Source organism: Mucilaginibacter sp. P5_A6, from assembly GCF_056400585.1.
Genome location: NZ_JBFUKZ010000005.1, coordinates 131,602 through 150,772 on the forward strand (window position 1 = coordinate 131,602; position 19,171 = coordinate 150,772).

Genomic DNA, 19,171 nt, shown 5'->3' on the forward strand with positions numbered 1-19,171 from the left:
AGTACTGTTATAATTATTTCAATGTAGCTAACTTCTTTTCGCCTTTCATCGCTACGGTATTTAAATATACTTCGATATTGGTATAGCCACCGCCATTTTTAGCAGGCAGGGCCGAATCATTACCATCTTTAGGATTTAAGCCATGTTTTGTTTCCCAATCATTTGGCAAGCCATCATTATCCGAATCTTTGAAAGGTGTACCTTTATAGTCAGGATATCCGCCTACCTGCCATGGTGCCGTGATGATACCCAGTTTATATGAGTCTTTAGGTAATTTACGAACCTTAAACTGGTATGCAGTATCGGTTTGCATTTCCTTATAAACAATTTTTCCGGTACGCGCCTGCTCTGTAATACGTGCATCAACCGCGTCGCGTTTTGGCAGCGTTGCACCTGCATTGGCAATAACAAATTTGTAAGCATCCGTAGCCGACATAATGGTTAAAGGCGGCATAGGGAAAGGCGTGTTTGAGCGCATGTAATCGGTATACTCGCCCGCATCAGGCAATTCTTTGCCTCCGGCTCCTTCAACCTGGATACCGCCTTTCCACGGGTCTTTGGTAATTTCGGGGTATCCTTCCATAATATTACCAACGGCATATACACGTCCAAAAAACTTTTCTTTCAATTTACTCCGGCCAGATTCAGGTTTCAGGATCCTGTGACCTACAGGCTCATTTTTTGGTGTTACCGGACCAGGTTTGAAATAATTATTGATCACATTATAGTTTGTTGTATAATCGCCGCCATCCATTGAGCGGTGGTGCCAGTTAAATACCACGTTATTTACAAAATTGTAAACACCATTCCAGCCTACCGATGGGTTACGACCAGTATTATCGGCCCAAAGGTTACGAATCAGCAAACTGTTTTCGCCGCCTGTGGTGCTGCCGAAAGCATGGTTCCAATAATCAAGCGATTCGGAATAGATACAGTTTTGGATAGTGATATTAACTGTTCCAAGCTTCTCTTCCTTTGAACCGTCGCCCGGATCAAACATGTGCCTGTACATCGAAAAATTTTCATCTAAACCCCAGCTTGCCGATACGTGATCAACAATGATATTCCCAACCGGGTTACCGCCCAGGGCATCGTCCCTGCGGCCAACATTTGTTTCGCCACGACGGAAACGCATATAACGGATAATTACATCATGCGTATTTACCCAGAATGATTCGCCGGCAATACAAACACCGTCGCCCGGTGCAGTTTGCCCTTCAATGGTGATGTATGGCGCTCTCACTATAATGGGCGTTTTTATACGGATAATACCTGCAACATTAAATACTACTATGCGTGCGCCGCCTTTTTCGCAGGCATCACGTAAGGTACCCGGACCACTATCAGCAAGGCTTGTTACTACATATACCTTACCACCACGGCCACCAAAAGTAAATTTTCCACCGCCCTCGGCGCCGGGGAAAGCCGCCAGCTTTGCCTGCGGCAGATCTGATGGCCTGCCTGCCCAGGGCACATATACTTTACCGCGCCTTTGATCTGCCTTAATTATAGGAAGCGCAACCTGCCATGCAGAATCTGAACGGCGGGTAGCCTCTTTCATCAATGCTTCACTCTCGTCTTTTACTTTTTGGGGTACCTCCGGATATTGTGCAAAAGCCGGTTTAACAAATCCCAATGCTGCTGCTATTATAAATATAGCTGTGTGCTTTTTCATAGGTAAGTAGATATTATTCTTTTAGTTTATACGGTGACCGCAATGCTATCACTTTATATTTAATTATAATAATGGGTCGAATGTCCCGCCCCATCCAACATTTTGCTGCAGTTTAGGATTATTGGTAATTGATGAAGTTGGAATACCAAAGAAATAGTATTCATCTTTCCAGGCAATGGTGTAGCCATTATCAAGCGTTTTGGTGTTAAGGGTAAAGTATTGATATGCCTGATCGGCGGTTAAACCATCCCTGCCCACAAACGGCGAAACACTAAGACTTGTAGGTGCAGTTGCCGAATTAACGTTCCATTGAATCCCGGTTCGTGTTTTGCCATTTAAGGTATTGGCAAACAGCTTCCTCCTGCGCAGATCCCAGAAACGCTTACCTTCAAATGCAAATTCTATCTGGCGCTCAAACATAATGGCATTAATCATTTCAACCTGGCCCATACCTGTTTTTAAGCCATACAAGTTATCTGCTCCGGCCTCTACTCCGGCCCTTTTGCGTATTTGCACTAAAAGGTCATAAGCTTCTGAAATCCTGTTGGTAGCAGCTGCGCATTCGGCTTGGTTTAACAATACTTCTGCGTAGCGGATCTCCATCCAGTCGGTACCTTCATACTGCACGTTACTTTGCAGCGTTGCCGGGTCAATAGCTTTACGGCAATAAAAACCGGTTGATGATGCCTTTGGTTCCACTGCACTAAAAGTAGTTGGCTTGTTAAGACTGGGATTGTAATAATATGTCCATAACCTGTAATTCAAATTATTGATGATATACCATGTACATCCGTTGTAGGCTATAGTTTTATCAAAGCGGGGATCACGGTTTTGGTAATAAGTTTGATCGCTGTAAGTGTATTTTGATTCAGCAGGCAGCTTACCATCTTTCATAGGGTATGCTTTTACCATTTCCCAGGTGGGCTGGTTACTGCCGCCGCCGGTACCTAAATATGATGGTCTTGTAGAATTATCGTAGCCATTGCTTTTTTTGGTGTCTGTAGTGAAGTTGTTATACCCTGTAACCATAACCGCCTCCGGGTTGTTAACTTCGGTAAACCACATATTTTCATACGATGAGTTTAAGCCAAAACCACCCGCCTGCAGTAATGTTATAGCCTGCGTATTTGCAGTATAAGCGGCCTCCCATCTTTCGGGCTTGCTCGCCGGGTTGTTTTGATCGCTGGCTCCGGCGGTTACAAACTGCGGGCTTGCCCATGTTAATAATACGCGGGCCTTGAAAGCTGCAGCTGCACCCGCTGTTATGCGCCCCCAATCTGAGCCGTTCCACTTTGCAGGTAAATATTTAATGCAGCTATCCAGGTCGGCGCTGATTTGTTTAATACACTCTGATGTTTTATTACGCGGCAGTAAGGCAGCATCTTTTGCTTCCTGGCCAACAGCCTGCAATGGGGTTAATACCAATGGCACACCGCCATATAAACGTACCAGGTCGAAATAACGGAAAGCGCGTAAAAATAAAGCCTGTGCAACCAACCTGTTTTTAGTGCCAAGTGGCAGCGTTCCTGCGTTTACATCCCTGATAAAGGTGTTGATAAAACGGATCTTACCATAATTATTGGTTATGTTAACAGATGTTGCAATATCTCCAACATCTTCGGCAGTTAATGTTCCCCTGAAAAATTTGGTATCCGAATAAGATTCCTCTGATAACGAATTTGGGTTGCTTATTGCACCGCCGGTAACACCAGCCCAATCGGGCAGGTTTGAATTGTATATGTAATTAAGGTTTAATACCGCCAAAGTTGAATCATTGAAGATCTGGTTTGCCACAGCATTGCCCTGGTCAACATTGTTAAGTACTTTTTTGCAGCTTGTAATTACCGTTGCTAAACATATCACCGGTAATAATATTTTATGAATTTTCATTTGCTTTAATAATTAAAAACCAACATTTAAACCAAAAGATACCGTTTTGAGCGTGGGGTAGACATTGTATGAAGTGGCGTTATCCCTATAGGTGAAGGGGTTATTAAAATTAAACGGATTGGTTGCCACCGCGAATGCTTTTATGCTTCCTATGCCCATCTTTTTTGTAAGTGATGAAGGGAACGTGTATGACAGGTTTATATTAGTTATTTTAAATGTGTACGAACTCCTAAACCAAAATGAAGATGTTAAAGTATATGAATCTGCGTAATAAGGCGCAGGATACGCTGCATTTGTATTGGTAGGAGTCCAGTGGTCCGACCAAAACTCCGGCCGGTTATCAGTAGCTTTTGATAAGGCTCTTGCATCGCCTTCAACCAGGCTTTGCCCGCCAAACGACATACCCATAGTTACATTAAGACTTATGCCTTTATAACCACCACCAAAATTCAGCCCCAGGCCGTAGTGGTTGCTTGACTTGTTGGTAAGGTAATCCTGGTCTTCTTCGCCTATTTTACCATTAGGAGCTGTGTACTGGCCAGTGGCATCTTTAGGGCCGCGTACATCCTGATAGTACAACATTCCCGGCGCCGGCACCAGGCCGTTGATCCGTACAGCATCCGGCGAAATACCAGCTGCAGCAGCCATCTGTGCTTTTACAGCATCAGCCTGTTCCTGTGTCCTGATCATACCCTGGTAATGGTAACCAAATACACCTTTATCACTCGGACGCCCGGTTGCATCAAGGTAAGTACCCACATTGCCAAGCGGCTGGTCAACTCTCAGGTTTTTATCATCAAACCATGATAAAAACGGGCTAAAGCTGTAACTAAAATCTTTTCCTATCCTGTCTTTCCAGCTCAATGAAATTTCATAACCAAATGTGTTAACCGATGCAAAGTTTTCTGTAGGCGGCGCAGCACCAATCAGTACCGAAACTGACGATGTTAAACCCGATAACATGTTATACCTGTGCGAATAATATCCATCAGCAGTTAACGATAAGCGGTTTTCTAAAAACTGCGCATCAATACCAAAATTGGTGCTTAGGTTGCTATCCCAGGTTGTATTGGCATTGGCAATTACAATATTGGGCGCATAGGTTAAGCCTCTGTCGTTATTTCCGCCAAATACGGCACCTTTGCCTGTTTCTAATCTATAATTCTCCTGGTACAGGAAAGGTTTTGAACTATCGTTACCTAATAAACCAACAGATCCCCTTATTTTAAAGAAATTAACAAACCTGATATTATTTTTAAAGAATCCTTCCTCTGACATTACCCAGCCTAATGAACCGGATGGAAAATATCCCCATTGATGGCCGGGCGCAAAGTTGTTGTTAGCATCGGCACGGATGGAAAGTTCAACCAGGTATTTATCAGCGTAGGCGTAATTTACACGGCCGGCATAAGCCAGGCGGCCAAACTGCAGTACCCTGCCATTTGCCTGATCGGTACTTTGAGCGCCGGTTGCAAACTGCATATTATCAAAACCGCCTACCAGGGTACCTTCACGATAGGCCTGCAGGCTTTCGCCCGAATCGTGCTTTTGCTCAAATAAAGCAATGGCCGATAAATCATGTTTGCCAAAGCGGGCAGCGTAAGTTAAATTACCATTTACCTGGTACACATTGGTAATACCTGGGGTAAAACGTACGATATCACCATTTTTGGCCGAAATTACACTTTGAACATCGCCACCTACTATATGCTTATTTTCGCCCAGGTTGGTGAATGAGTACATGTTATACCTGGTACCGTATTGTTTGCTAAAATCGTTGTTGATATTGCGATTGTAGCTTACGTTAGCTTTCAGGCCTTTTATAAAAGGAATTTCATATTCGGCATTGGCCAAAACATTTAACATGGTTGTGTTTTGAGATGTGTAGTTATTTAACTTTTGTATCTCAAAAAAATTCGCACCCTGAAACGATCCTGTATTTGATGCCTGCAGCACCGGTAAGCCGTTGTAATACATCGGCTGAAACTGCGGAATTGATAGCAAGGATTTAAAATCGTTGTCCAGGCTTTCTGACCCCTGTTTAAAATAATACCTTTTGCTGTAATAGGTGTCGCCGCTAATTGATAAACCCACTTTTAAGCCACTTGCAACTTTAGCATCAGCGCTGGCCCTGAATGTAAACTTGTTGGTGCTGGCCCCTTTAAAGTTTGAATTTTGCTGAGTGTAAGTGCCGCCTGCAAAATAAGTTGCCTTATCATTACCTCCGCTAACTGTTAAAGCATGGCGCATAATGTATGATGATTGCCAGGCTTCCCTTAAATGATCCGAACTGTTATTGGCAAAATAATCTAATTCATCCGGGCTGTAGTAAGCGGCATCTTTTGTTGTACCGGTTCCTATAACACCTGTAGGCGATAAGGTATAATTGTTTTTGGTTTGCTCATAATCATTAAGATAGGTTGCCTGTTGTAAACCGGTCATCATATGCGGCAGTTCAACTGCATCAGATATACCGTATGATCCGCTGTAGGTTACCTTAGGGGCGCCCACCTGGCCACGTTTCGTTTTAACAATAACAACACCGTTTGAACCCAAAATCCCATATATTGCTGCGGCGGCATCCTTTAATATCGAAATGCTTTCAACCTCGCTTGCATCAAGCAGGTTAAAATCATTAAGCGTTCTATGATTATCATCGATGATAAATAAAGGATCGGTTTTGCCATCTTTTGCAAAAAACACAGGATTACGAATCTGTATTGTAGCGTTTTCGCCTGGCCTGGCAGTTCCGCCGCTTACAGAAACGTTGGGCAGCTGCCCCCGCAAGGCTGCAGCGAGGTTGGTTGTTGGTATATCCTGTATGTTTTTCATTTCCACGGTTGCAATTGCACCCGTAAGATGAGTTTTCTTTTGTGTACCATAGCCTACTACAACCACTTCGTCGAGGCTGCTTTGCGATGGAACCAGTTTAAAATCGGCATTCATTTCGCCCTCCCTTAAGGCTTTTTCCTGGTAGTTGTAGCCAATAAATTTTGCACCGATCACAACCGTTTGCAAATTTGTGGCCTTAATGGAATACTTGCCATCGGTACCAGTTACACTGCCTGTGGTGCTTCCCTTTACCGTAATGGTAGCGCCAGGCAGGGGCAAACCATTTTCGTCGGTCACCAGGCCCGTTATGGTCCGGTTCTGGGCCTTTAGCGTACTGCTAATCAGGAGCAGTGCAAAAAATAAGTAAAAAACTCTTCTCATAAAGGTTTAATTTAGTTTCATGATTTAATTAATTGGTATAGTTTACTTCCCGGGTAATACTTCTCACGTTACCGGCCCGGTGCTTCATTTAAATTATTGTTTGGCTGCTGCCCTTTCCTTAATTCTTTGCTGCCATTCCTCGCCTGCTTTTTTCATATCATAGCCTTGTGCCGACAGGTAGTTATTGATGCGGCCTTTAAATTTTCCAAACCAGGCATGCTTTTTTTCCGACGATTCGGCATCCATCGCGTTTTCGCGGGCCTCTAACAGCCAGTCTTTAATTTTATCCTTTTGCGGAGTGGTGAGCGTAAGCAATTCGTCCAGATAAGCGGTGTAAGTTATAGGGTATACCCTGTAGGTCATGCCATCCTTAACTTTATCAACCTGGTCGGGGTTTAGTTCCCTGCCTAATTTCGAAATATACTGTGTATGCTGTGCTTTTAGTAGTTTGGTAACATTACTGTCCACATCGGCTATTTTAGCTTTAGCCGCCGCTTTATCATCACCGGCTTTTTCCTTTATTTGCTTGCTTTGGGCGTTGCGCGTATTATATATATCATTAAGCGTATGATACTGATCGGCGATAATATCACGAACCTTTTTATATTTTACAGAATCGGTAATATTTAACACATCAACAATTTTACCGGAGCGCTGTATGATTACCTGCGTATAATTATCCTTATTGGTATTTGCCGAAGGCGCCTGGGCAAATGTGCTTATACACCCTGCAGAAAGGAGCGCCAGMAGTATTAAACATTTCTTTATTCTCATAATCTTAACTTTAAGGTAAGTTATATTTATATATTTTAATAAAATTACAACAACTTGTAAATCAATAAATTAACTTTATATTGTAGTTTTTATCACAATTTATTTGCACATATCACAATTAAACTGACACATAATAATCATCAATACTTTAACTTAAAAAACAATATTGATATTTAACTATGTTGGTTTATATAATTGGTAACGGCACCTGGTATTACAGGATGCTTTAACAAATATCAAATAATAGGTAGTGCCATTTCTACCTGTATTTATCAATTTATTGTACGATCCTATCATAACACCGCTTTTCCGGTACATCCTGGTTCTGTCAAAAGAATGTTACCTTTTTATAATCAATGTTTGCTTAAATATTTATAATTTTAAAAATTGTAAGCCAATTAGCAAGCAGTGTTTAAACTGCTAATTTTATTAACAGTTTATTGATTTTTTAAAAATGAAGCCTCATTTCCTTAAGGTTGCTGTAAAACCACAGAACTCTTTTAGCATCAGGCACGATATTTTACCAACCTTTAGGGGCATATGGCATTATCATCCCGAACTGGAGCTTCACTACGTAATTAAGGGCGAAGGTGTGCGCTTTATTGGTGATAATATCAGCAATTTTTCGCCCGGCGAAATTACTTTACTTGGCGAAGCGCTGCCGCACTGCTGGCGCTGCAAGGATGAATACTTTTTGCCGGATTCGGGCCTGAATGTGGAAGTGATAGTTATTCATTTTTTGCCGGATTGCCTGGGCAAATACCTGCTGAACTTACCCGAAGCTTATATGTTGCCGAAACTTTTTGAAAAGGCCAAAAGCGGGATGGTTATTAAGGGTGAGGCAAAAACACGATTGGCTAACCTGATGTGGCAGGCGGTAAATGCAACCAATCTCGACAGGATTATTGTGCTGCTGTCTATTTTAAAAATACTGACAGAAAACGACGACTTTGAGCCGATCATATTATCGCATAACGAGTTTCATCAGTCGAACGAATCGGATACCATTCGCCTTAATAAGGTTTGCTCCTATACCCTGGCTAATTATAAAACCGAAATAAGTCTTGAAAAGATAGCAGCCATTGGCAACCTTAGTGTTACCTCGTTTTGCAGGTATTTTAAGCTGATGACCAAAAAAACCTATTTTGATTTTTTAACCGAGATCAGGATCAGCCATGCCTGCCGTTTTTTAATTGAGGATAAGCTGCCTACCGAAGTGCTGTGCTTTGAGTGTGGTTATAATAACATATCAAACTTTTACCGTCATTTTAAAAGGGTAACCAACATGACCCCGCTTGAGTACAAAAGGAGATACATTAAAGGGCAAAAAGCCGCCAGTTAATAAATTTTTATGCCAACCTCATTTTGCAGGTGGGTGTAACTGCTGTACAGATCCTCAATCTGGCTGCGGATGGCCGGTGAAAAATAGCCAACATCGCGCCTTGTTTTGGTCGAAATTTTTAATCCCCGTTTGGTTAAGCAGTATTTGGCCACAACGGGATATACATTGTGCATCACATCCATGTTTTCAATCAAAAACTGTTGTACGGCATCCACTTCATACTGCAGGGATTCATCAGCATAATTATTGCACAACCATACAATAAGCTCAGGAAAAAAATTACCCTGGATGCAGGACAATCCTGCCGAGCCGGTTTTTAAAGACGCAACCGCATGCCCCATATAAGCATCGTACAAACCAAAACCGGGGTTAATTTTACCGGCCTCTAATTTTTGCTGCACCTCATCAATATTTAGGCAGGTATCTTTATGGTAGATCACCCGGCCGGTAGCTACAAAATCGGCAAGTTGCCGGGGCGATAATAACCTTTTGTAAGGTACCGGGCATTCATAAAAACCTAAGGGGATGTTAGCGGTTTGATCTAACAACTTAAATAACTGGTAATTAAATACCGCATCCGACTCATCGGCATCTGCCAGTAAGCTGGTAATTACAATTACAGCCGAAGTACCTGTATCGTGCACCTTTTTTACAAAATCGGCTTGTTGGGCAACCGGACCGCCAAACGTACCGGTGGCTACAACGGGTACCGCGCCATTGACAATTTTTATAACATGTTTTATAATCTGCAGCCGCTCCTCATCCTTAAGTTCAAACATTTCGCTGGATAAGCAATTGGCAAATACCCCGGTGGCCCCTGCCTGCAAATACATTTCTGTAAGCTGGGTAAGTACATCATAATCAATAGCTCCATTGTTTTTAAAGGGAGTTAACATTACTGGGATAAAACCTTTTTTAGCCTGTTCCATTTTGATGTTTGTGTTGTGTTTAATTTATTTTTCGCTGTAAACCACCCTGTTTTTGTTAAAAATATACCGGTGAGGAAAATAGTGAGTGTACCCACTACAATGATGAGGTTGGTATTTAAAGTACTGCGAAGCGATGCATACTGATCTGGGATAATTGCAGGGAAAGTAAGCCACATAATTACCAGCATCCCAATAATTGTTGCTATGATTGCTTCATGGTTACGCGTTTGCCGGCTGACGATGCCCAACAGGAATAAGCCCAGCATACCAGCCGCGAATATGCCCGATAGTTGCCACCACACATCCAGGATACTTTTAACACCTATCATAGCTATACCTGCTCCCATACCTGCCAGCCCGAAAACAACGGTACCGATATGTAAAATATTAAGCGTTTGCTTATCATTTAGCTGTGTTTTAAAATATCGCTTATAGATATCAATCGTAAAAACGGTAGCCGATGCATTCATGCCCGAGCTGATGGTGCTCATGGCTGCCGAGAGTATAGCTGCCACGATAACCCCAACCAGCCCGGCAGGGATTTTGGTTACCATAAAGTGCGGCATAATTTTATCGCCATAATCTGCAGGCGTTAATTTGGCCATCACACTACTTACCTGGCTTGCAGAAGCCGTGGCAGGCAGGCGTTCAATGGCCGCCTGGTGTTTAATGCTCAAAATAAGATCGGGGTGCTGACTATAGTAAGCATATAAACAGGAACCTATTACAAAAAACAGGAACGATGCAGGTACATATATCGCCACACACAGCCAAACCGACTTTGCAGCCTGCCTGGTTGATTTTGCTGCATGGTAACGCTGTATATAGTTCTGGTCCATCCCAAAATTGTTAAGGTTGATAAAAAATCCGTAAAACAATATCACCCAAAATGTTGGCTGGGTAAGGTCGGGCGAAAAACTGCCCAGATCAAATTTGTGATTGGCCAGGCCGATATCCACTATCTTTGTAAACCCGCCGGAGATATTGGTTACCAACAGGTAAATGATCAGCACAGCGCCCAGTGTTTTAATGATACCCTGCACTACTTCTGTCCATATTACTGCTTTTATGCCACCCGAAACCGTGTATATGATAATGGAGACACCCATTATCAGCATAATCATTTTCATTGATACGCCGGTAAGCGCCTGCAGGCTTAACGCGATGCCAAAAAATACCGAGCCCATGCGGGCCAGTTGCGTAAGTAAAAAACAAATAACAGCATAGGTGCGCGCCCAGGGACCAAAACGCTTTTCGAGATGCGTATAGGCCGATACCTCGCCTGTGTTACGATAAAATGGTACAAAATATTTAACCGCAATCCATGCAGCAAGCGGCATGCTCAGGCTAAATACAAAAGCGTTCCAGTTACCGCCATAGGCTTTGCCGGGTACACCCAAAAAAGTATTGCTGCTTAAAAAGGTGGCGTAAATAGACAGACCAATAGCCCAGCCCGGTATTAAACCCGATGCCATGGTAAACTGCCTGGCATTTTTATTCTTTCGCGAAAAATAAAAGCCCACCAGTATCATCCCTATCAGGTAAATACCTATAATGGTAAAATCGAGCAGGGGTAACACTTTCATGCGTTAAACAAAATTTCTAGTAAGATTTATATTGTGGTTTAAAACTGTATAAACAAATGTACCATTGTGGTAGTATCATTTACTATAACATTTTTTCAGGCTATTGTATGATATTAGCATTCGGGTGCAAGCAGGGAATGATGTTTACTGTATGGCGGCGAAGACTCACCCCGACGATCCGTTAGCTAACGGACGTCTGCCCTCTCCGATTGCGTAGCATAGAGGGGCTAAAAAATTATTTTTATCTTCTCAACCCTCTTTGCGGCCCAGCCGGAGAGAGGGTCGGCCAGCGCAGCGTAGCCGGGGTGAGTCTTAACCAGCGTTCAAAAAACACTATAGATACGCAATGATTTTATTCAACGCCGCCTCGGTGTTATATATAATTTCGTCGTTTTTAAATCTCAAAATAGTCAATCCCAGGGCTTGCATTACTTCATCGCGATTTTGGTCGTATTCTTTTTTTAACAGGTGGATGGGACCATCGGCTTCTATTACAAGTTTCCGTTCGGCGCAATAAAAATCAGGAATATAGTAAATATTACCTTTAATGGTCGGCTGAACACAAATCGGAAATTGCCTCAAAAACTTTTTGTTGTTTAGTTGTCTATTCCTAAGATGCTGCCATAAAACTTTTTCGGCAGGCGTTTCCTGCTGTCGAAGTAGCCTGCAAAGCTCTATGATGGATGACATGGATAAAAATACAAATATTTTCAAAAATTATGCATTGAGTTGACTCACCCCGACGAGGCTGCGCCCGTCACCCCTCTCTCCGCTTCGCGCATAGAGGGGGCAAAAAAATATTTTTATTTTCTCACCCTCTTTGCGGCGCAGCCGGAGAGAGGGTGGCCCAGCGAAGCGTCGGCCGGGTGAGTCGTAGCCAGCGTTCAACCGAATGTTTGTGTAAACCCCAACTTGTCATCGGAACTGGTTTGTCCATGGTACCCTGCCGGTTTTAACGATCACTTTGTATTGTAAGCTGCGCCACCTGCAAACCATCCCCGGTAACAGTAAGGTTAATTTTACCAGCATTTGATTTCGATTGAATAATAGCCAGCCCCAGTCCATTGAATACCCGGTGCTGATTGGAAACAAAAGGATCAAGGTCTGTTTGCGAGCCATTATCAACCGCTTTTAAGATCCCCTCTCCACTTACTTTAAATTTGATAAGGTGATTGGCATCCGGCACCGGGATATTATTTTTATCAAGTATGGTAACGGTAATATATGAAAGGTCTTTACCATCAGCTTTAATATGGCTCCTGTCGGCTTTAAGTTGGACGCGATATGGCTCGCCTGCCGTAACAATCTGGGTGCTCATAATGACCTTGCCATTTTTGCGCGAAACAGCTTTCAGGATGCCTGGCACATATTTAACCCGCCACATTACATGCAGGTCATCGCCTGTTTTCCTGCGGATGCCTAATGATTTGCCGTTTAAATAAGCCTCCACTTCATCGGCATTATTATAATAGGCCCAAACATCAATAGTTTGACCAGGCTTCCAGTTCCAGTGGGGCAACAGGTGCAACACTGGCTTAGTTGTCCATTCGCTTTGGTACATATAATAAACATCCTTGGGGAAACCGGCCAGGTCGACTATGCCAAAGTATGAGCTGCGTGCAGGCCACAAGTACGGGGTAGGTTCACCAATATAATCAAATCCTGTCCACACAAATAATCCCGAAAGGAAATCGTATTTTTTGATGATCTTCCAGGTTTCTTCATGTGTTGAACCCCAATAGGCCGATACATTGTCATAAGCCGATACCGTAAAATCGGGATTGCCATCTTTCAAAGGTGTTTTGCCATCCTTTGGCCAGCGCCGTATGCTATCCGATGGCATATCATAATGCCCGCGGGTAGCCAGTGCCGACATGTTTTCGGTCCCAATAAACTTTTGGCCGGGATAATTCTTTTGAAAATTGGCGTACACTTCCTGGTGATAATTTAAGCCTACCAAATCGAGTGCGCCGGATTGATAGATGAAATTCTTTTTCGGATCAGCCGCGCTCAGGGCCGATGTAACCTGCCTGGTTGTATCCAGTTGCTTCACTATGCCTACCAATTTGCGACTGATGCTTATTCCGGTACTGTCAAATTGTTCCCGTATCTCGTTACCAATGCTCCAGGCAAAAATCGACGGGTGGTTACGGTCACGCAACACCTGGTCCTGCAGGTCTTTCACATGCCATTTATCCCAATCCTGGTGATAATCATACTTGCTTTTCTTTTTTCGCCACATATCAAAAGCTTCATCCATCACCAAAAACCCCATCCTGTCGCACAGATCAAGAAATCCAGGTGCAGGCGCGTTGTGTGATGTGCGAATGGCGTTACACCCCATGGCTTTCAGTATTTGCAGCTGGCGCTCCATAGCCCTTACATTTACAGCCGTACCCAGTGCACCCTGGTCATGGTGCAGGCAAACGCCTTTTATTTTCATCGGCTCGCCGTTTAAAGTAAAACCTTTATCGGCATCGAAGTTAAAATAACGAATACCCGTGTAAATTGACTGATCATCAAGCACTTTACCGTTTTGCAACACTTTTATTACTACTTTATACAGGTACGGCCTTGTTACCGACCAAAGCTTCGGTTTGCTTACTGCCAAAGTTTGATGAACAGCAATCGAAGTGTCTCCGGTATTTTTTACATGGGATGTTTGGGAAACAACAACTTTACCTTCGGCATTGTAAATGGTAGTTTGCAGGCTTAATTTGTTGTTTGCCGATGGCTGATGTACCCCAATCTCCAGAGCCACTTCGGCGGCTTTATCATTTACTTTAGGTGTTGTTATAAAAGTCCCCCAGTTTGTAAGGTAAGTTTTAGCTGTAGTAACCAGCCACACGTTACGGTAAATTCCCGAGCCTGTATACCATCGGGAATTAGGCTGATCGGAATTATCCACACGTACCGTGATCACATTTTTTTTGTTGCCAAAGTTAAGGTACGGCGTAATATCATACCTAAAAGAGATATATCCATTTGGACGTTTACCCAGGTAATGCCCGTTTACCCAAACTTCGCTGTTGTGGTAAACACCATCAAAATCAATAAATATGTTTTTGTTTTGGGCAGATAAAGGCAGGGTAAAACCTTTACGGTACCAGCCAATGCCTGCTGGTAAACCGCCCTCGGCCTGTGTAGTAGGATTTTTCTGATCAAAACGACCCTCTATGCTCCAGTCGTGAGGCAGATCCAGGCTGCGCCATTGTGCATTATCAAAGGTGTTGTTTTGGGCCCGCGGCTCATCGCCAAAAAAAAACTTCCAGCCGGTATTAAAATTTTCTGTTTTACGCGTGCTTTGGCCCTTAGCCGCAGCAGCACAGATCAATAAAGTAATGAGCAAAAAATAATGGTAACGCATAATTAAACCCCCTCTAAATCTCCCCCTGAAGGGGGAGACTTTTTGATTTGTATATTTTATGTTTTGTTTTTCAAAGCCCTCTCCTTCAGGGGAGGGTTGGGTGGGGCTTCCTACTTCTTCTTTTTAACCGGTGGTGCAACAAAATTCAATTCGCTTTTGCCCAGATCTTTTGATGTGGCTACAGCTATACCACGCTGATCGGCTTTGTTTACCGCGCAATAGTAGTGGTATACCACACCCTTATATTTTATCACAAATGATTTGTGGGCAAACATATTATCATAAGGTTCGGATGATTCAATCAGCTTATCGCCTGTCCAATCAGTCCAGTGAACCAGGTCGTACGAACAGGCAAAGCGGTTAAATACACCCGTTGTCCCGGTTTTCCAAAAGGCGCCGAAATAAAACATCACATACACATCGCCCATTTTTTGAATATACGGGTCGCCGGTAATGCCGTCGCCATGGTTCAGCACAGGATCTTTGCCAAAACGCTGCCAGTGCAGCATATCATCAGATACAGCCATACCAATGCGCTCGGCGCCGCGTTTTTTGTTTAGGCTATCGCCGTTGGCATTGTAATACATCACAAATGGGTGACCAGTAAGCTTTGTCTTATCCCATATCACGGTTTCTTTATATTGGGTATGGTTATCCCACCAGCTTACATCTTTATCGATGCTTGATAGTACGGGATGATCTAACCGCTGCCATTCATGTGGTGTTGACGGATCCTTGCCGGTATTGGCTATGCTGATTGATAGCAGCCCTTTCTCGTACCCGCGGCTTTGCCCGCCGAAATACGACATCCAGTATTTATCCTGGTATTTTTGCAGCTGATAACTGCCGCCCCATTTGTAATCCTGCAAAGCAATATAACCTGCCTTTTGGTTACTGTCCCACTGCGTGGTATCTGAGAATGACAGGATGCGGCCGCGGGTTTTCCAATGCAGCAGGTCTTTGCTATCAGCCAGCCAGGTTTCGTAACCACGGCCATTGAATACAAGGTAAGTCATGTACCAGTTGTTTCCTTTCCTGAAAACACTGGGGCAATCCATTTTTTTTGAATTGCTATCGGGCGCCATCACCAGGCCATATTTATAAGGAGTTTTTACCTGCTGATAAATATCCTGCATTACCTTATTGGGCACCGCGTTGGTTTGTGCCGATAGTTTTATAGCCGGTAACAGGCAAATAAATAATACCAAGCGTTTCAATGTATGATTCATATTTTATAATTCTTAAAAGCTGCCTAAAAACAAGTCGTCATTGCGAGGTACGAAGCAATCCCCGACTTACAGAGCAGCTATGCAAACCCCGATCTGTACAGTTTGGGATTGCGTCGTTCCTTATAATGATGTGGTTGGTATAAACCAAGCAATTGGCTCTGTATGCTGGCAACGACTCACCCGGCCGACGCTGCGCTGGGCCACCCTCTCTCCGGCTGCGCCGCAAAGAGGGTAACTCCAATTTTTGTTTTTTGCCCCTCTATGCGACGCAGTCGGAGAGAGGGGCAGACGGGCGTAGCCTCGTCGGAGTGAGTCGTCGCCGCTATGCTGTATACGTCATTCCTTTCCCCAAATTTCAGCAACTGAGCATAACAACCTTTTTTACCTAACCACAAACAAATAACCACCCGACCCCACCTTAACCAAAGCCTTACCGTTTTTGTATCCTATAAATTCCATGTCTTTTCTGTTCCTGATGTTTTGCCCTCCCGATGTGATCATAGCCGTTTTATTTACCGGCAAATAAATAGTGGCCGTTGTATTAGCCGGAATGCTTACACTCAGCTCAAACTTATCTGCTTCCTTTTTCCAGCTGCTTGAAATGGTGCCGTAAGGCGACTGGTAGTTTGCCTTTGCCCAGGTTACATCGCCTACAACTTCGGGCCTTATCTCTATTTTATTAAAGGCGATGGCATCATCTGCCGGGCGAATGCCTGCAAGTCCGCTGTAAAACCACTCCGTTAAATGGCCCAGCATAAAATGGTTGTTTGATACTGATGGCAACGCCGCCCATGATTCCGTGAGCGCCGTTGCTCCATGCGCTAACTGATACCCATAACCCGGCACATCAGCACGACTATTCATATCAAATATCACATCAGACCGACCTTCATCATCCAGTACCCTCAGCAGGTAGCGGTAACCAATATCACCGGCGGTAAGGCTGTTACCCCTGCTGCGGATATCCTTTACAATATTGTTCACCACAGCGGTTTTGTATTGCGGCTCAACCAACCCGGTATAAACAGAAATGGCATTTGCCGCCTGGCTGCCGGTACCATATTGCTTAGTTTCGGCATTAAAGAATTTTTTATTGTAAGATTGCTTTACCTGTGCGGCTAATTTATTGTCAGCTGCAGCGTCTTCGCTTTTCCCCAGTAAAGTGGCAATTTTTACCGCGATATCCAGGTCATAATAATATAAGGCCGTGGCCGTGATGCCCTTTGGGGTTAACTGCGATACGCCAGGTGGTTTTGGCCCCAGGTCATACCAATCGCCTAAGCCCTGGGTTAAAATATGATCATCTGCTTTTTTACCCAGGTAAGTTAGGTAGCGTTTTATCATATCGTAATTTTGGACCAGCACATTTTTATCGCCGTACCATTGATACACATACCAGGGTAGGATAACTGCATTGCTGCCCCATTCGGGCGAGTCGCGGAACGGCTCATCAAACTTTACATATTCAGGAGCTATCTCCGGAACCAAACCATCTTCGGTTTGCGAGATCCGCATATCGTTGATGCATTTACGCGCCAGCCCAACTATATCATAGTTATAATGTAGGGAACTGCCCACCAAATGAGCTTCTTCCAGCCAGCCCAGTTTTTCGCGGTGCGGGCAATCGGTAAACACGCTGGCCATATTGCTTTTCATGGCCCAGTCTATCAGCTTAAAGGTTTTATTAAACAGCTCATTTGAACAGGAAAAATCGCCAACCGTAGCAGCGGCGTTGCGCGTATGCAGGCCTTTTATAGCTATGACAACCGGCTGCTGTTTGGCATTAGCCTCATTTTGCGGACCCGCGCCTACCACCTGTAAATACCTGAAACCGTAATAGGTAAACCGCGGCTGCCAGGTTTCTGCACCATCCCCTTTTAAAATGTAATTATAATAATGCGGCCCGCCCGATCCTTTTTGATTGGCACTGCCATCAGCATTAACCAACTCGGCCGGAATTATCTTTACCGTATCTCCTTTTTTTCCCCTAACCGTGATTTGCGGGATGCCCGAAAAGTTTTGTCCAAAGTCATAGATCCAGGCTCCTGTGTTTAATTGGGTTTTGTTTTGGGGGATAAACTCCTGCATTATCTTCAGCGGGTCGGCCGCCTGGGCGTTTAGCATCGGCGGGCCATCAACCTGTACAGCATTACGCCAGGCATCACCATTAAAACTATTGGTATTCCATCCGGTTTGCTCCAGGTTGGCATTATAGTCCTCGCCGCCATAAATACTGCTGAAGGTTACCGGACCGGGGGCTGTTTTCCATGTGGTGTCGCTTACAAGATTATCTATCTTCCCATCCTGGTATTCCATAACCAAACGGCAGATCATTTTGGGGTAACCAAATGCACCGGTAAGCTTACGGTAGCGTTTATCGCGGGGGATATAATAAAACCCGTTACCCAACATTACCCCGATGGTGTTTTTACCGGCTTTTAGCTGACCGGTAATATCAAATGGTACGTATAGGGCTTGTTTGTCATATTTTGTCCAGCCGGGGTCAAGGAAATGATTGCCAACTTTTCTACCGTTCAAACTCAGGTCGAAATGACCCAGCCCGCAGATGTAAAGTGTAGCTCTTTTAAGCCTATTGCCCACATGGAATGTTTTACGCAGCAATGGCAGCACATCATTGGCCATCCCTAACTTTTTTGGCCCTTTACCGTGATAAAAGGGAACAATAACTGAGGTATCGGATAGTTTATCATAGGCTATCCAGTTGGCACCTGCCCAGTCGGTTTTGTTAAGCAATCCCATTTGCCAGTGGGCAATACCACTCCAGGCCGATTGCTGCTGGTGGTTATCCCAAACCATTACTTTCCAATAATAAGTTTTGGCCGGTTGGAGTTGGCTGCCCTTGTAGGCCACCTGCAAAGATGCCGCCGAGGTCACTTTTTTTGAATCCCAGATGTTACCCTTATTATCGTCCAGCTTCTGCGGATCATCGGACACCAATACCCGGTAAGCCGTTTGCATGGTGTTGGCCTTGCCACTTTTCAACCGCCAGCTCAGCCCAGGTGATACCGACTCAACCCCTTGTGGATTTTGTTTGTAATCACATTGCAGACCTGCCACTTTTAGTTCCTGGGCAAATAATCCCAATGGTAATACCAGCAGCAAAAACAAAATGATCTTTTTTAGCATTTTTCTATATTTTTCTCAA

Annotated in this window: 11 protein-coding genes; 1 reads left to right on the top strand and 10 read right to left on the bottom strand. The window is 43.9% G+C overall.

Features of this window, described 5'->3' with window-relative positions; all coding sequences use genetic code 11:
• Positions 1 to 13 precede the first annotated feature (13 nt).
• The 4 genes from AC1DO4_RS07300 to AC1DO4_RS07315 form a co-directional block, all read right to left on the bottom strand.
• Positions 14 to 1,675: a pectate lyase family protein gene (locus AC1DO4_RS07300; protein ID WP_477414333.1), complete on the bottom strand. Its 1,662-nt coding sequence runs from the start codon at positions 1,673 to 1,675 to the stop codon at positions 14 to 16.
• Between the two features lie 63 nt (positions 1,676 to 1,738).
• Positions 1,739 to 3,565 (bottom strand): RagB/SusD family nutrient uptake outer membrane protein, encoded by a 1,827-nt coding sequence (locus tag AC1DO4_RS07305; RefSeq protein WP_477414335.1) that lies wholly within the window; start codon positions 3,563 to 3,565, stop codon positions 1,739 to 1,741.
• 12 nt (positions 3,566 to 3,577) lie between these two features.
• Positions 3,578 to 6,778 carry a SusC/RagA family TonB-linked outer membrane protein gene (locus AC1DO4_RS07310; protein ID WP_477414337.1) on the bottom strand — a complete coding sequence of 1,067 codons (3,201 nt, stop codon included), beginning with the start codon at positions 6,776 to 6,778 and terminating at the stop codon, positions 3,578 to 3,580.
• A gap of 93 nt (positions 6,779 to 6,871) precedes the next feature.
• Positions 6,872 to 7,552 (bottom strand): DUF3826 domain-containing protein, encoded by a 681-nt coding sequence (locus tag AC1DO4_RS07315; RefSeq protein WP_477414339.1) that lies wholly within the window; start codon positions 7,550 to 7,552, stop codon positions 6,872 to 6,874.
• Between the two features lie 454 nt (positions 7,553 to 8,006).
• Here AC1DO4_RS07315 and AC1DO4_RS07320 point away from each other — a divergent pair, with 454 nt between their 5' ends.
• Positions 8,007 to 8,894 (top strand): AraC family transcriptional regulator, encoded by an 888-nt coding sequence (locus AC1DO4_RS07320; RefSeq protein ID WP_477414341.1) that lies wholly within the window; start codon positions 8,007 to 8,009, stop codon positions 8,892 to 8,894.
• Here the strand turns inward: AC1DO4_RS07320 and AC1DO4_RS07325 are convergent.
• From AC1DO4_RS07325 to AC1DO4_RS07350, 6 genes are all read right to left on the bottom strand, one after another.
• Positions 8,891 to 9,823, bottom strand: a complete 933-nt coding sequence (locus AC1DO4_RS07325; protein WP_477414343.1) for a dihydrodipicolinate synthase family protein — start codon at positions 9,821 to 9,823, stop codon at positions 8,891 to 8,893. The two genes, AC1DO4_RS07320 and AC1DO4_RS07325, sit on opposite strands and share 4 nt — an antisense overlap.
• Positions 9,790 to 11,409, bottom strand: a complete 1,620-nt coding sequence (locus AC1DO4_RS07330) for a sodium:solute symporter family protein (protein WP_477414345.1) — start codon at positions 11,407 to 11,409, stop codon at positions 9,790 to 9,792. The genes AC1DO4_RS07325 and AC1DO4_RS07330 overlap by 34 nt, the downstream gene beginning before the upstream one ends.
• A gap of 333 nt (positions 11,410 to 11,742) precedes the next feature.
• The gene (locus AC1DO4_RS07335; RefSeq protein ID WP_477414347.1) at positions 11,743 to 12,123 is read right to left on the bottom strand and encodes an endonuclease domain-containing protein; all 381 of its coding nucleotides are present in this window, start codon (positions 12,121 to 12,123) and stop codon (positions 11,743 to 11,745) included.
• A gap of 238 nt (positions 12,124 to 12,361) precedes the next feature.
• A complete protein-coding gene (galB, locus tag AC1DO4_RS07340) occupies positions 12,362 to 14,776 on the bottom strand; it encodes a beta-galactosidase GalB (RefSeq protein WP_477414349.1) in 2,415 nt (804 codons plus the stop codon).
• A 110-nt stretch (positions 14,777 to 14,886) separates the two neighbouring features.
• Positions 14,887 to 16,005 carry a glycoside hydrolase family protein gene (locus AC1DO4_RS07345; protein ID WP_477414351.1) on the bottom strand — a complete coding sequence of 373 codons (1,119 nt, stop codon included), beginning with the start codon at positions 16,003 to 16,005 and terminating at the stop codon, positions 14,887 to 14,889.
• 381 nt (positions 16,006 to 16,386) lie between these two features.
• Complete coding sequence (locus AC1DO4_RS07350; RefSeq protein ID WP_477414353.1) at positions 16,387 to 19,152, bottom strand: family 78 glycoside hydrolase catalytic domain; 2,766 nt, start codon at positions 19,150 to 19,152, stop codon at positions 16,387 to 16,389.
• Positions 19,153 to 19,171 lie beyond the last annotated feature (19 nt).

Bases quoted from the DNA above. Each gene is read 5' to 3' on its own strand.
- AC1DO4_RS07300 (WP_477414333.1), bottom strand. From the start codon at position 1,675: ATGAAAAAGCACACAGCTATATTTATAATAGCAGCAGCATTGGGATTT.
- AC1DO4_RS07305 (WP_477414335.1), bottom strand. From the start codon at position 3,565: ATGAAAATTCATAAAATATTATTACCGGTGATATGTTTAGCAACGGTA.
- AC1DO4_RS07310 (WP_477414337.1), bottom strand. From the start codon at position 6,778: ATGAGAAGAGTTTTTTACTTATTTTTTGCACTGCTCCTGATTAGCAGT.
- AC1DO4_RS07320 (WP_477414341.1), top strand. From the start codon at position 8,007: ATGAAGCCTCATTTCCTTAAGGTTGCTGTAAAACCACAGAACTCTTTT.
- AC1DO4_RS07325 (WP_477414343.1), bottom strand. From the start codon at position 9,823: ATGGAACAGGCTAAAAAAGGTTTTATCCCAGTAATGTTAACTCCCTTT.
- AC1DO4_RS07330 (WP_477414345.1), bottom strand. From the start codon at position 11,409: ATGAAAGTGTTACCCCTGCTCGATTTTACCATTATAGGTATTTACCTG.
- galB (WP_477414349.1), bottom strand. From the start codon at position 14,776: ATGCGTTACCATTATTTTTTGCTCATTACTTTATTGATCTGTGCTGCT.
- AC1DO4_RS07345 (WP_477414351.1), bottom strand. From the start codon at position 16,005: ATGAATCATACATTGAAACGCTTGGTATTATTTATTTGCCTGTTACCG.
- AC1DO4_RS07350 (WP_477414353.1), bottom strand. From the start codon at position 19,152: ATGCTAAAAAAGATCATTTTGTTTTTGCTGCTGGTATTACCATTGGGA.